Origin of the sequence: Rhizobium sp. BK212 (assembly GCF_014197475.1) — a bacterium.
GTDB lineage: Bacteria > Pseudomonadota > Alphaproteobacteria > Rhizobiales > Rhizobiaceae > Rhizobium > Rhizobium anhuiense.
This window is the reverse complement of sequence record NZ_JACIFS010000004.1, coordinates 227,519-241,304: the sequence shown is the minus strand read 5'-3', so window position 1 is coordinate 241,304 and position 13,786 is coordinate 227,519. Positions and strand designations below refer to the sequence as shown.

13 protein-coding genes are annotated in these 13,786 nt (G+C 63.1%); 10 read left to right on the top strand and 3 right to left on the bottom strand.

Features of this window, described 5'->3' with window-relative positions; translation table 11 throughout:
- Nucleotides 1–56: 56 nt before the first annotated feature.
- The 5 genes from FHT79_RS15845 (at nucleotide 57) to FHT79_RS15825 (ending at nucleotide 6,631) form a co-directional block, all read left to right on the top strand.
- A complete protein-coding gene (locus tag FHT79_RS15845) occupies nucleotides 57–1,346 on the top strand; it encodes an RsmB/NOP family class I SAM-dependent RNA methyltransferase (RefSeq protein WP_028758938.1) in 1,290 nt (429 codons plus the stop codon).
- Between the two features lie 238 nt (nucleotides 1,347–1,584).
- Complete coding sequence (locus tag FHT79_RS15840) at nucleotides 1,585–2,862, top strand: imelysin family protein (RefSeq protein ID WP_028758937.1); 1,278 nt, start codon at nucleotides 1,585–1,587, stop codon at nucleotides 2,860–2,862.
- A 46-nt stretch (nucleotides 2,863–2,908) separates the two neighbouring features.
- Nucleotides 2,909–4,447 (top strand): di-heme oxidoredictase family protein, encoded by a 1,539-nt coding sequence (locus FHT79_RS15835; RefSeq protein WP_028758936.1) that lies wholly within the window; start codon nucleotides 2,909–2,911, stop codon nucleotides 4,445–4,447.
- Nucleotides 4,447–5,547, top strand: a complete 1,101-nt coding sequence (locus FHT79_RS15830; RefSeq protein ID WP_063474817.1) for an imelysin family protein — start codon at nucleotides 4,447–4,449, stop codon at nucleotides 5,545–5,547. Before FHT79_RS15835 ends, FHT79_RS15830 begins: the two co-directional genes overlap by 1 nt.
- Before the next feature lie 4 nt (nucleotides 5,548–5,551).
- Nucleotides 5,552–6,631, top strand: a complete 1,080-nt coding sequence (locus FHT79_RS15825; protein ID WP_183903644.1) for a DUF1513 domain-containing protein — start codon at nucleotides 5,552–5,554, stop codon at nucleotides 6,629–6,631.
- A 56-nt stretch (nucleotides 6,632–6,687) separates the two neighbouring features.
- Here the strand turns inward: FHT79_RS15825 and FHT79_RS15820 are convergent, their stop codons facing one another.
- Complete coding sequence (locus tag FHT79_RS15820) at nucleotides 6,688–7,764, bottom strand: DUF2252 family protein (protein ID WP_183903642.1); 1,077 nt, start codon at nucleotides 7,762–7,764, stop codon at nucleotides 6,688–6,690.
- 267 nt (nucleotides 7,765–8,031) lie between these two features.
- Here FHT79_RS15820 and FHT79_RS15815 point away from each other — a divergent pair, with 267 nt between their 5' ends.
- The 4 genes from FHT79_RS15815 to rpiB all read left to right on the top strand — a co-directional run bounded on the left by FHT79_RS15815 (nucleotide 8,032) and on the right by rpiB (nucleotide 11,297).
- Nucleotides 8,032–8,481, top strand: a complete 450-nt coding sequence (locus FHT79_RS15815) for a PaaI family thioesterase (RefSeq protein ID WP_003544704.1) — start codon at nucleotides 8,032–8,034, stop codon at nucleotides 8,479–8,481.
- Nucleotides 8,478–9,116, top strand: a complete 639-nt coding sequence (locus FHT79_RS15810; RefSeq protein ID WP_047617570.1) for a 5'-methylthioadenosine/S-adenosylhomocysteine nucleosidase — start codon at nucleotides 8,478–8,480, stop codon at nucleotides 9,114–9,116. Before FHT79_RS15815 ends, FHT79_RS15810 begins: the two co-directional genes overlap by 4 nt.
- Nucleotides 9,117–9,229: 113 nt before the next feature.
- Entirely contained in the window at nucleotides 9,230–10,792 is a 1,563-nt protein-coding gene (guaA, locus tag FHT79_RS15805; RefSeq protein ID WP_047617568.1) for a glutamine-hydrolyzing GMP synthase, read from the top strand.
- Nucleotides 10,793–10,847: 55 nt separating this feature from the next.
- Entirely contained in the window at nucleotides 10,848–11,297 is a 450-nt protein-coding gene (gene rpiB / locus FHT79_RS15800) for a ribose 5-phosphate isomerase B (RefSeq protein ID WP_097543178.1), read from the top strand.
- A 53-nt stretch (nucleotides 11,298–11,350) separates the two neighbouring features.
- On the opposite strand, the gene FHT79_RS15795 is transcribed toward rpiB, so the two are convergent.
- Nucleotides 11,351–12,232: an AraC family transcriptional regulator gene (locus FHT79_RS15795; protein ID WP_097543177.1), complete on the bottom strand. Its 882-nt coding sequence runs from the start codon at nucleotides 12,230–12,232 to the stop codon at nucleotides 11,351–11,353.
- 438 nt (nucleotides 12,233–12,670) lie between these two features.
- Between FHT79_RS15795 and FHT79_RS15790 the strand changes: the two genes are divergently transcribed.
- Nucleotides 12,671–13,162, top strand: a complete 492-nt coding sequence (locus FHT79_RS15790) for a GNAT family protein (protein WP_097543176.1) — start codon at nucleotides 12,671–12,673, stop codon at nucleotides 13,160–13,162.
- 73 nt (nucleotides 13,163–13,235) lie between these two features.
- Here the strand turns inward: FHT79_RS15790 and FHT79_RS15785 are convergent, their stop codons facing one another.
- On the bottom strand, nucleotides 13,236–13,781 hold the full coding sequence (locus FHT79_RS15785) for a YbhB/YbcL family Raf kinase inhibitor-like protein (protein WP_063474823.1): 546 nt from the start codon (nucleotides 13,779–13,781) through the stop codon (nucleotides 13,236–13,238).
- Between the last annotated feature and the right edge of the window lie 5 nt (nucleotides 13,782–13,786).

The following is a 13,786-nucleotide window of genomic DNA, read 5'->3' as shown; positions in this document are numbered from 1 at the left end:
GCGACTGTCGCGCCTGTTGCGGATCATCGCACGCCACGGCAACAGGAGACATGTGAATGCGTTTGGGCGGCCGCCTCGAAGGGGCGATTTCTGTGCTCGCGGACATCGATGCCCGCAAGCGCCCTGTCGCCGACGCGCTGAAGGACTGGGGCCTTGCGCACCGCTTCGCCGGCTCCGGCGATCGCGCCGCGATCGGCAACATCGTCTATGACGCCCTGCGCATGCGGCTTTCCCATGCCTGGCTGATGGACGATGACAGTGCTCAGGCCATTGCCCACGCCGTCATGTTCCGCCAATGGGGTTTTACTCCAGACAGTCTTGCCACCGAACTGGCGGATGACAAATTTGCGCCGGCACCGCTTTCGGCCGAAGCCGTCTCGGCCTTTGAAAGCCGCTCGCTTGACGATGCGCCGCCGCATATCCGCGGTGATATTCCCGAATGGGTCCAATCCTCCTTCGAACAGGCCTTCGGCGCCGACTGGCTTGCCGAGGCCCAGGCGCTTGCCGCCCGCCCGACGCTCGATCTGCGCGCCAACAGCCTCAAGGCGTCCCGCGACAAGGTCGTCAAGGCGCTCGACCGGGCCGGCGCTCATGCAGCCAGGATCGCCCGCTACGGCATCCGGATTGCCGCCGGCGAAGGCGCCTCGCGTCTTCCCAACGTCACAGCCGAGCTTTCGTTCCAGAAAGGCTGGTTCGAAGTTCAGGACGAGGGATCGCAGATCGTCGCCGATCTGGTGCTGGCCAGCGACGGTGAACAGGTTCTCGACTATTGCGCCGGCGGTGGCGGCAAGACGCTCGCCATGGCGGCGGCCATGCAGAACAAGGGACAGGTTCACGCCTACGACGCCGACCGCAAACGCCTGGCGCCGATCATCGAACGGCTGAAGCGGGCGGGCACGCGCAATGTCCAGGTGCATGACGACGCCAGGGCGCTTTCCGGCCTTGCCGGGCGCTGCGACAAGGTGCTGGTCGACGCGCCCTGCACCGGGACCGGCACGTGGCGCCGCCGTCCCGATACGAAATGGCGGCTGACGGCAAAGAACCTCGACGAACGCACCGCCCAGCAACAGGATGCGCTGACGCAGGCGAGCGGCTTCGTCAAGTCAGGCGGCGAGCTGATCTACGTCACCTGCTCGGTACTGCCGCAGGAGAACGAGGAACAGGTGCGCCGCTTCACCGCCGACAATCCCGATTTTCAGATCGTCAGCGCCCTGCCCGCCTGGGATCAGCTCTTTGGAAAAGACGCCCCGCGCCCGCATTCTTCCGACGGCCTGACGGTGACGCTGACGCCGGCCTCCACCGATACGGACGGCTTCTTCTTCTGCCGCATGCAACGCAAGGGCTGAGACGGTCAGCCAGGGCCAATTGCGGATCGTGACGCCCGCGGCGGAATGACGCTGCGCAGGACGGCGAGATGGCGCAGATGCTGCCGACTTTTCAAACAGATGCCGTTCAAGCCGGGCGGCTTTGCCAACACCCGTCCATCCTTAAAACCATTCCAAACTAGAGCGTTTGACACCAGTTTACTTTTGCGCGAAGAGACGGAGCCCGATTAGACGGAAGATCCCGTCACAGGAGAGGATCATGAAGCTCAACCGCAAATTCCGCGCAGCCGTGCTGGCGATTGCCCCCGCCGCCCTGCTCGCCCTTCCCGCGCATGCCGAGACCGATGCTGCCGCCGTGGTGAAACACTATGCCGACGTGGCGCATGCGAAATACGAGGATTCGCTGACGACGGCAAAGGCGCTCGACGCCGCCATCGACGCCTTGCTGAAGGCGCCTGATGACGCGACGCTCAAGGCCGCCAGGGACGCCTGGATCAAGGCGCGCGTGCCCTACCAGCAGACGGAAGTCTATCGCTTCGGCAATCCGATCGTCGACGACTGGGAAGGCAAGGTCAACGCCTGGCCCCTCGATGAAGGCCTGATCGACTATGTCGATGCCTCCTACGGCAGCGAGAGCGACGAAAATTCTCTCTATGTGGCCAATGTCATCGCCAACAAGACGATCAAGATCGACGGCAAGGATGTCGACGCTTCCAAGCTGACGCCGGAATTCCTCTCCGGCACGCTGGCCGAGGCCGGCGGCATCGAAGCCAATGTCGCGACCGGCTATCACGCCATCGAATTCCTGCTCTGGGGCCAGGATCTGAACGGCACGGGCCCCGGCGCCGGCGACCGCCCGGCAACGGATTACGACCTGAAGAACTGCACGCACGGCAATTGCGACCGCCGCGCCGAATATCTGAAGTCCGCCTCCACCCTGCTCGTCTCCGATCTGCAGGAAATGACCGACAACTGGACGCCGGATGGCGCTGCGACGAAGAACGTCGAAGCCGATCCGAAGGCCGGCCTGGTGGCGATCCTGACGGGCATGGGTTCGCTGTCCTACGGCGAGCTTGCCGGCGAGCGCATGAAGCTCGGCCTGCTGCTGCACGATCCGGAAGAAGAACATGACTGCTTCTCCGACAATACCTACAACTCGCATCTCAATGACGCGATCGGCATCGCCGCCGCCTATACCGGCAACTATACCCGCGTCGACGGCACCAAGCTCAGCGGCCCGTCGCTGCACGATCTGGTGGCCGCCAAGGACAAGGCGCTCGATGCCGAAGTGGAAGGCAAGCTCAACAAGACGCTCGACGCGATGAACGCCATGGCTAAGCGCGGCGAGACGGTCGAGAAGTACGACCAGATGATCGGTGAAGGCAACAAGGAAGGCAACGCCGTCGTCCAGGCTGCCATCGACGGGCTGATCGACCAGACGAAATCGGTGCAGCGCGTTATTGCCGCACTCGATCTCGGTACGGTTCAGCTTGAAGGTTCCGACAGCTTGGATAATCCTAACGCCGTCTTCAAATAAGCAAAAAGGCGGGCCGCTTCGAAGCCGGAGCGGCCCGGACCCTGAAATGTCGCATGCCCCGGCCCGCCGATTGATCGCCAGCGCAGCCCTCTGCGCCACGCTTGCCGGTTTTTCCGCAGCCATCGCCGCCGGTTTCGATCTGCCGGCGAAACGCACCGATCTTTCCGAAGCCGATCTGAACCGTGTCGCCGACGTGACCCGACCGACGGCGGATTTTTCCAAGGCTGAACAATACGAAGCGATGCAGGCGGGTGCGACCACCTCGATCGACCCTGTCACCGAGGACAGCTTCTCGCATATTTCGGCCAACATCCCCTTCGAGGAAGAGCAGAATTTCAAGCTCGGCAACGCGCTCTTCCGCAAGCTCTGGGTTTCCGCTCCCTCCTCGACGCAAGCCTCCGATGGTCTCGGGCCGCTGTTCAATGCCCGCTCCTGCATGAGCTGCCATGTCAATGATGGCCGCGGCAAACCGCCGGAAGGAGGCCCGAGCGCCACTTCGATGCTGCTGCGGCTTTCCCGCGCGGCCAGGACGCCGGCGGAAGAAAAGGCGATTGTCCGATCTGATGTCGTCAATTTCCCCGATCCGGTCTACGGCCACCAGCTGCAGGACCTCGCTGTTCCCGGCCTTGCCGCCGAAGGAAAGATGGCGATCAGCTACCAGGAAGAACCGGTGACGCTGAGCGATGGCGAGATCGTGTCGCTGCGCCGGCCGAGCTATGCGGTCGTCAATCCCGCCTACGGGCCGCTTGATCCGGCGACGACGATTTCGCCGCGTGTCGCCTCGGCGATGATCGGCCTCGGGCTGATCGAGGCCATTCCCGAGGCTGACATCCTGACCCATGCCGATCCCGACGATGCCGACGGCGACGGCATTTCGGGCAAGGCGGCGATCGTACGCGATCATCGCAGCGGCAAGATTGCGCTCGGCCGGTTCGGCTGGAAGGCGCAGAACGCCACGGTGCGCGACCAGAGTGCCGATGCCTTCGCCAACGATATCGGCATCTCGACACCCGATCAGCCGAATGCGCAGGGCGACTGCACCAAGGCGGAAGAAAAGTGCCTTGATATGCCGACCGGTGTGCAGAAACGTCTGGGCAAAGAAGAGGCGCCGGGTTCCATTCTCGACCTCGTGACCTTCTATTCCGAAAATCTCGCCGTCCCGGCGCGCCGCAAGGCGAGCTTTCCCGAGACGCTGCAGGGCAAGCGGGTCTTCTACGAAAGCGGCTGCATTTCCTGCCATGTGCCGAAGTTCGTCACCCGCCGCGATACGCCCGAAAAGGCCCAATCCTTCCAGCTGATCTGGCCCTATTCCGACTTCCTTCTGCACGATATGGGCGACGGCCTTGCCGACGGACAGCAGGTCGGTCTTGCAAGCGGACGTGAATGGCGCACGCCGCCGCTATGGGGTATAGGACTGACCCGGACTGTCAGCGGACACAGCTTTTTCCTGCATGACGGCCGTGCGCGGAGCCTCACCGAAGCGATCCTCTGGCATGGCGGCGAAGCTGAAAAGGCCCGCAACGCTTTCTCCTCCCTGTCTAAAGACGACAGGGAGGCCCTGATTACATTCCTGGAGTCACTTTGATGCGCCTTTGGCACCCCCTGCTCTGCCTCACTCTGATCGGCCTCGCCACATCGGCGGCCGCCCAGACCGCGGCTCCCCCGGCGGGGCTGAACGAGGATGCCGTTCCCGCCGTCATGCAGCGCGCCGTCGACGAGGTGATCCGCCCGGGCTATCGCAACATGCAGCAATCTGCCGCGCGGCTGACGACGGCGATGAAGGATCTTTGCGCCGACGGTACGCAGCAGACGCTCGACAAGGCGAAATCCGCCTTCGACGATACGATCCGCTACTGGTCGATCGTCGAGATCGTCCAGACCGGACCCGTCATCCAGGACAATCTCTTCGAGCACATCCTGTTTTATCCCGACCGCAAGGGTGTCGGCCTCAAGCAGGTGCAGGCGCTGATCGCCAAGGCCGATCCGAAGGATGCGACAGTCGATGCGATCGCCGGCAAGAGCGTCGCTTTGCAGGGCCTGACGGCGCTGGAATATGTGCTCTACGGCAACGGCTCCAACGATCTCGTCGGCCAGAAAAATGGATTCCGCTGCCTTTACGGCCAGGCGGTTGCCGGCAATATCCAGCGTGAGGCCGGCGAAGTCGTCGCCGCCTGGGAAAAGCCCGACGGCGTGCAGGCGAGCTGGAAACATCCCGGACCGCAGAGCGACGATTTCATGGACAACAAGGAAGCGGTGACGGCGCTGCTCGGCATTCTCGTCCATGGTGCGGAGAATGTCCGCGACCAGCGGCTGGAACAGTTCTACAAGGGCAAGGACAGCGCGCCGCGGCCGCGCATGGCGATCTACTGGCGCTCCAAAAATACCTGGAAATCCATGGCCGCCAATCTGGAGGGCCTGCGCACGCTCTGGCAGAAGGCCGGCATGGCCGAGCTTCTGCCGCCGGACAAGCAGCCGATCGCCGCCGCAATCGACGAGGACTTCAAATCGCTTCTCGACAGCGTGCCGAAGCTCAATCCCGACATCGACGTGGCGACAAGCGATGCGGAGAAGGCCAAGCTCGATACGCTGCTTGCCGAGAGCCGTGACCTGATCACCCGGATCAGCGACGAATATGGCGCAGCGATCGGTCTTTCGGCTGGCTTTTCCTTCTCGGACGGAGATTGAGACAATGATACGAAGTGCCGCGATCAACCGACGCAGTTTCGTCAAGGCAGCCGGCCTCGGCTTCCTTGCGGCCTTGACGCCAAGGGCGCTGATGGCCCTGGAGCGGACTGACGCGGTCTATGCCTCGGGCATTCGTACAGCCGACGGCTCCTTTGCCATTGCGACCGTGACCGAGCGTGGCGAGATCGTCGATCAGGTGGCGCTTCCCGCCCGCGCCCACGGCATGGCCTTCAGTGCGGCCACCGGCAAGACCGTCGCCTTCGCGCGCCGGCCAGGCACCTTTGCGATGGTCTTCGATCCCTGGAATGAAAGCGAGCCTGTTGTCATCAACTCCAGGGAGGACCGGCATTTCTACGGCCACGGCGCCTTCTCTCCCGATGGGCGCCTGCTCTATGCCAGCGAGAACGACTTCGACGGCAATCGCGGCATGATCGGCCTCTACGACGCCACCGACCGCTTCACCCGCATCGGCGAATTCGAGAGCTACGGCATCGGTCCGCACGACATGACCGTGTCCGACGACGGACGCCTTCTGATCGTCGCCAATGGCGGCATCGAGACACATCCGGATTTCGGCCGCACCAAGCTCAATCTCGGCGAGATGCAGCCGTCGCTGACACTGATCGATGCGGCGACCGGGGCCTTGGTCGAAAAACATGTGCTGCCGGCGGAATGGGCCGAACTCTCCACCCGCCACGTCGATCTCGACGGCGACGGCCGCATCTGGTTCGCCTGCCAGTATGAAGGCCACCGCAAGGATTTGCCGCCGCTTGTCGGCCATTTCGCCAAAGGCGAAGATCTCTCCTTCATCGATCTGCCGGAGGAGACGACGCGCCGGCTTGCCAACTACGTCGGGGCGATCGCCGTCAATCGCAGCGAGGGCCTCGTCGGCATCACCTCGCCAAAGGGCGGCGCCTCGGTGACCCTTGACGCAAAGTCGGGCAAGGTGCTGGCCGAGACCGTCGTTCCCGATGCGGCGGGCATCGCCCCGGCAAGAAGCGGCTTTGCCGTTTCTTCCTATGATGGCGATTTCCTGTCGACCCGCAGCGACGTCGCCTGGGATCAGCACATCGTGCGGATCTAAATCAGAGAAGCGCAATTCCGGACGCGAAACCGCTGCACACTTTTGCTGGCATTGCTTTAGCCGGCGCGCGAATAGGCTTTCTGCTCGGCGCTGACGCTCGATGCCGCGGCCCTGGCCGCCTCGTGCAGCCATTCGTTTCCCCGCACCGCCAAGTCCTTCAGGATCGCCGCAACCGCCGCCGCATCGTTGGAATGGCAATTGGCGATCTCGAAGCCCATCAGTTCCAGCATCGTCGGCGAAAGCAGGATCTCGGGATGCCGGTCGATTTCGATTTTGCAGCTGTTCGGCGAGAGCCTGCGCACGAGGATGCGGCCGGAGACCCGGTAGTGAGGATCGGCTGAGCGCGCCCGTCCATTGGCGATCTCGTCCGCATGGATCGCCACGTCCTGCTTCCTCTGGCGAAGCGACCAGACGGACGGCAGCAGCGCCTTTGCCTCGCGCAGCACCGGCCCACCCTGCCACTCGGCATAGGCGACGAAACGCGGCCGGCCGAGACTGCCGGTGCCGCCGCTGCGCGGCTTCGGCACGAAGGGCCCTGTCCCGGACGGCAGCGCGCCGGTGAGCGCCATGACATAGGCTGATGGTGGCAGCTTGCTGCCGGGACGCAACATTTCGTATTTCTCCCAGAATTCCCGGCGTTCGGAATTTGGCAGCATCAGCGCCTTGCGCAGCCATTTGTGGTCGCGCTCGAGGATGACGGGCAATGGATTTTCAAGGCCCCTGCGATAGCCGCTCAAGATCAATTCGCCGATCATGCGAGCCGAGGGACCGTCGTCGCCGCGGGCCAGGATGGCGCTTGCCGCAAGACGAACGAGATCAAATGCATAGGGCATCACCGCCGCGTCGTCGAAATCATTGACGCCCCAGACGAGCCGGCCTTCGACATCTCGCCAGGTGCCGAAATTCTCCAGATGCGTATCGCCGATCGCCAGCACCTCAGGCGCGCCTGACAGTTCCGGGCAGATATCGAGGATGATCTCGCACCAGCGCCAATAGGTGGCGCGCAGGAAGACGAAATCCCCGCTTCGCATCTTCTCGTGCTTCTCGCGCAGATCGTCCTTGACGAGATCGTCGCCGAGTTCGCCGGCCAGCCAGGTCTCGAAATTCCGGACCGATTGCGATATCGTCGTCATGCCGGCGCTCCATCATTTCGCGATCCGATGCGGAGAATACGCGCACCGCGCGAAGCTGCAATCGTCTTCGCATCGGATCGCCACAATCCAGCGGTACTGGCCAGCGGTACTGGCCAGCCGTACCGGCTTGCACGGCAAGGGAAAGGTGAAAGGTTGCCTCGGCGACACGGACGCAGCTTTCCATCGCCGCCCGGACCGATTTCGGCAATGTCCAGCTTGTCGAATCCGGCGCACCATGCCACTTTCGCGGCTGCAAGAGGGGCAGACATGAGCGAGACTGACAGGGGCGATTTCCGCGCACGAATCCGCCGTAATTTTGCGCGGCAGGCGGCGATGGAGACGATCGGCGCGGAGTTGACGCGCGTCGAGCACGGTGTCGTCGAGATCGAGCTTCCCTTCGACGTTAAACTGACACAGCAGCACGGCATCCTGCATGCGGGCATCATTTCCGCGGCGCTCGATTCGGCCTGCGGCTTTGCGGCCTATAGCGTCATCGACCCCGAAGCCTCGATCCTGACGATCGAGTTCAAGGTCAATCTCATGTCGCCGGGGCGTGGCGATCGTTTCCTGTTTCGCGGGGAAATCACCAAACCCGGCTCCACCATCATCGTCGCCGACGGGCGAGGCTACGCGATCAGCGACGGGCCGGCCAAACTCATCGCCTCCATGACCGGAACGATGATGGTGATCCGCGGTAGGGAAGGAATAACGGGATGAAGTTCGAACTGAAATCGGTCGCGGGGAAATCCATCCTGTTCGTCATGGCGGCCGAGGCCGAATACGGTCCCTTCCTGCGTTCGCGCATCGAACCTTTGATGACCGGCGTCGGCCCGGTCGAGGCGGCGGTGGCGCTGACCAAGGCGCTAGGGCGGCTGGATGCCGCCGACGACCTGCCCGATCTCGTCGTTTCGCTCGGCTCAGCCGGCTCGGCGAAACTGGAGCAGACCGAAATCTATCAGGTGACCTCGGTTTCCTACCGCGATATGGACGCCTCGCCGCTCGGCTTCGAAAAGGGCAAGACACCCTTTCTCGACCTGCCCGCGGTGCTCGAGCTGCCGTTGCGCATTCCCGGCATTCCGGAAGCAAGCCTTTCCACCGGCGGCAACGTCATCTCGGGCGCCGCCTATACCAATATCGACGCCGACATGGTCGACATGGAGACGTTTGCGGTGCTGCGCGCCTGCCAGGGCTACAAGCTGCCGCTGATCGGCCTTCGCGGCATTTCCGACGGCGCGGTCGAACTGCAGCATATTTCGGGCTGGACCGAATATCTGCACATCGTCGACCGCAAGCTTTCCTACGGCGTCGACAGCCTGTTCACGGCGCTGGAGGACGGGGTTTTCTGGTTCTAGGCCCCAAAGCGCCGCGCGTCTTTCAGACGCGCGGGGACAATCGGAACAATAAAAACCCGATGCCGCCGATTTCCCGCATTGCAAGGCGAAGCGCTTTTCATTAAAGCCTCGCCATGACCCAGACAGCACATCCCGACTCCGTTCTCATCGTCGATTTCGGCAGCCAGGTGACCCAGCTCATCGCACGACGCGTGCGCGAGGCTGGCGTCTATTGCGAGATCGTTCCCTTTCAATCGGCCGAAGAGGGCTTCAAGCGCCTGCAGCCGAAGGCCGTGATCCTGTCCGGCAGCCCCGCTTCGACGGTGGACGAGGGATCGCCGCGAGCGCCTGACATCATCTTCGACAGCGGCCTGCCGGTCTTCGGCATCTGCTACGGCCAGCAGACGATGTGCATGCAGCTCGGCGGCAAGGTCGAGAGCGGCCATCACCGCGAATTCGGCCGCGCGTTCCTCGATGTCGACAAGGATTGCCAGCTGTTCGAGGGCCTCTGGTCCTCCGGTTCGCGTCATCAGGTCTGGATGAGCCATGGCGACCGCGTCACCGCACTGCCTGAAGGGTTCGAGGTGGTCGCCACCTCCTCCAACGCGCCTTACGCCTTCATCGCCGACGAGAAGCGCAAATATTACGGCGTGCAGTTCCACCCGGAGGTGGTGCATACGCCCGACGGCGCCAAGCTGATCGGCAACTTCATTCACAACATTGCCGGCCTCAAGGGCGACTGGTCGATGTCGGCCTACCGCCAGAAGGCGGTCGAGCAAATCCGCGAGCAGGTGGGCGACAAGCGCGTCATCTGCGCGCTTTCCGGCGGCGTCGACAGTTCCGTCGCAGCTCTGTTGATCCACGAGGCCGTCGGCGACCAGCTGACCTGCATCCTCGTCGACCACGGGCTGATGCGCAAGGACGAGGCGGCCAATGTCGTCGCCATGTTCCGCGAGCACTACAATCTGCATCTGCTGCACGTCGATGCCTCCGACCGCTTCATCGGCGAGCTCGAAGGCGTCAGCGACCCGGAAACCAAGCGCAAGATCATCGGCAGGCTGTTCATCGAGACCTTCGAAGAAGAGGCCAAGAAGCTCGGCGGCGCCGATTTCCTCGGCCAGGGCACACTTTATCCCGACGTGATCGAGAGCGTCTCCTTCACCGGCGGCCCGTCGGTGACGATCAAATCGCACCACAATGTCGGCGGCCTGCCGGAGCGCATGAAGATGCAGCTCGTGGAACCGTTGCGCGAGCTCTTCAAGGACGAGGTGCGCGCGCTCGGCCGCGAGCTCGGCCTGCCCGACAGCTTCATCGGCCGCCACCCCTTCCCGGGCCCCGGCCTGGCGATCCGCTGCCCCGGCGGCATCACCCGCGAAAAGCTGGAGATCCTGCGCGAGGCTGATGCGATCTACCTCGACGAAATCCGCAAGGCCGGCCTCTACGACGCCATCTGGCAAGCTTTCGCCGTGCTGCTTCCGGTGCAGACGGTCGGCGTCATGGGCGACGGGCGCACCTATGAGTTCGTCTGCGCGCTGCGCGCCGTCACCTCGGTCGACGGCATGACGGCGGATTTCTACCACTACGACATGGAATTCCTCGGCCGCGCCGCCACCCGCATCATCAACGAAGTGCGCGGCATCAACCGCGTGGTCTACGACGTCACGTCGAAGCCGCCCGGTACGATCGAGTGGGAGTGATGCCGAGCCGATCCGACCGCCGCCAAATTGCTTCGGGAAACGGGACGACTTCTCCATGACAACTGGCAACCGCATCGTGCTTTCCAGCGATCACGCCGCCATTCAGCTCCGACAGACCATTGCCGCTCATATCGCGGCGCAGGGCTGGGTGGTGGTCGACATCGGGCCGACGACGCCGGAGAGCACACATTATCCTGAGCACGGCGAGGCGGCGGCGCGGCTCGTCGCCTCCGGCGATTGCCGGTTTGGCATCATCCTATGCGGCACCGGCCAGGGCATCATGATGGCGGCGAACAAGGTAAAGGGCATCCGTTGCGGCGTCTGCGCCGACACATTCTCAGCCCGCATGATCCGCCAGCACAACGATGCCAACATGCTGTCGATCGGCGTGCGCGTAGTGGGCGAAGGGCTGGCGCTCGATATCGTCGATGCGTTCCTGACCGCCCAATTCGAGGGCGGCCGGCATGCGACGCGGGTGGAGATGATCGGGGCACTGGAAGGGTAGCGCTTTTTTGCTTCTTCCTTGGAAGAAGATGCTTTCAGGACCCACCCCCGGTGCTATTTCAGCGGCAGAAACAGGTCCGCCACCGCCTCATGCTCCGGCACTTCGGGGAAGAAGCTCAGCCGCTGGCAATAGATCGGGAAGTCGCGTGCTTCTTCGCCGCTGGCCGGAAGCCAGTTGCGATAAAGATAGAGCGCGGCAGGCTCCAGATTGTCGGTGTTGCCGACGACACGCAGCACCGCGCAGCGTCCGCCAGGAATCACGCCGGCTTTGACCTCTCCGCCGTCCGCCTCGATCGGTTGGCCGGTCCCGACACAAAGATCCACGCTGTAATCGGCAGGCGACGCAGGGCGCCGCTCGGAACGCCAGACATTGAAGGTCGGACTTGTTCTGGGATGCAGGCCAGCGGCCGTGCGCCAGGCGATGAACCGCTGGATGGTGGCGCCGAGCGTCGCCGGGTCGCCCCGGTGCTCCATGATCGCCACCGGCGTGGGAGGCACATCGCGAATCGTCACATCGTCCGTGGTAAAAGTCTTTTGCATGAGCTTGCTCCTTGCGTTGTCGAGAGGCCCGAAGGCCGCAAGCCACGGCTCCCAGTCGGGAGACTTCCGGAACGACGAAGGCGATTGCCCGAACCGTTGCCGAAAGGCGCGGGCGAAGGCATCCGGTGCGTTGTAACCGGCATCCATCGCTATCTCGGTGACGCTTTGGGCGTCCCTGTAGGCCAGCCGGTGCGAAGCGCGCTTCAGCCGGGCAAGCTTGACATAGCGATGCACTGACAATCCGAAGGTCGCCGCAAACTGCCGGTGGAAATGAAACTTCGAAAAGGCCGCAACACGGCTCACCGTTTCCAGGTCCAGATCACAGTCGAGATGCCGGTCGATATAGTCCAGCACCCGCCGCATCCGGGCCTGATAGTTTTGAAGCGTCGCCTTCATCGTCCCTCCTCCGTGGCGGCTCCATCTAGCCGCTGACGGCCATGAGGTGCTCGACCGATCTTGCGGTTTGGCATGGACTAGCGAAAACTTCCAACGACCGCTTACACGCAAGTCTTATCTAGGGCAGACGGCAATAACGATCATGAGCTGTCGGACCTTGTCGATCTGGCGCTTCCTAGGGCGAGCGCGGCCACGAAGGCCTTTCCAGGTGGCGCGGTGGCACAGATCCATCGGCCGGCGTGAGAGGTCGCCGAATATCTTGCGGTGCTCGCATCGGACTGCTATTCGCATTTAAGTCTTAGAGGAGAATGCCTTTGTTTGCCGTCGCAACGATCCAGAACTCACCGGCTGTGGCGGCAGGGATGAAGGCGCTCGGCATCGTGACCGAGAGCTGATCCTCACTCTATCGCTCGGCCTTAGCGCGCCCAATGCTGGCGCATGTCTAATGTCGAGAAGACCATGATCATCGAACTAACCACTCATGACTTCGAAGCGCTGCTGAAGGGCATTGCGCCCCGTCATCTGCGCCTTGTCCCGGACAGTGCGATTGCGCCTCCGGAGATACTGGGGATGTTGAACCGCCTCGCGACGGAGATAAACGCTGAATTTTCGCCGTCGGCCTGGATGATCGTCGAGGATGGCGAGATCGTCGGCCTCTGCTCCATCGTTCGGGTTCCGCAAGATGGAAACATCCATATCGGCTATGGGGTTGCGCCGTCCCGCCAGGGTCTTGGATCCACCACGCGGGCCATTGCGCAATTGCTGGAGTGGGCGTGGAACGACCCTCGCGTGGCGCTGATCTCTGCAGAGACCGGGTTGGAGAATATCGCCTCACAGCGTGTCCTCCAACGCAATGGATTCATCCGCACCGGCGAGCGTATCGATGCCGAAGACGGTCCGTTGATTTGTTGGGAAGCAGTGACGGGCTAGGTTTGCAGAATAAGCCCGCATAGGAACGACCGGCCGAGGTTCAGTTACCTCGGCCGGCGATCCTGAGCCGGCCTCAGCGGCCGTAGGTGACCTCGACGGAAGCCTTGTCGAGCGTGTTTGCCCGGACATAGAAGCCAACCATGGCGGCCGGCGCCGTATCGGGAAGCGGGAGCTTGTCGACCGAGAGCGCGTAGACGGTGAACTGGTAGTGGTGCGGCTTGTCGCCGGCCGGCGGGCATGCGCCGCCATAGCCTGATGTCCCAAAGTCGGTGTGACCTTCGATAGTGCCGACGGGAAGCTTTTTGTCACCGCTGGCGCCGGTGGCGATCTCCGAGGCATTTGCGGGAATGTTGAACACCGACCAATGCCACCAGCCCGAGCCGGTCGGCGCATCCGGATCGTAAGCCATGATGGCGAAGCTCTTGGTTCCCTGAGGAGCGCCCGACCAGGTCAGTTCCGGCGAGACGTTCTTGCCCGAGCAGCCGAAGCTGTTGAAGACCTGTGCATCGGCCATCGCCTTGCCGGGGGTCAAGTCCTTCGAGGTGAGCTTCATTTCGGCCTGTGCGGCCGTCGCGCCGAAGATGGACGCGGCGAGAAGTGCTGCTGTGATGAAACGCATGCTGT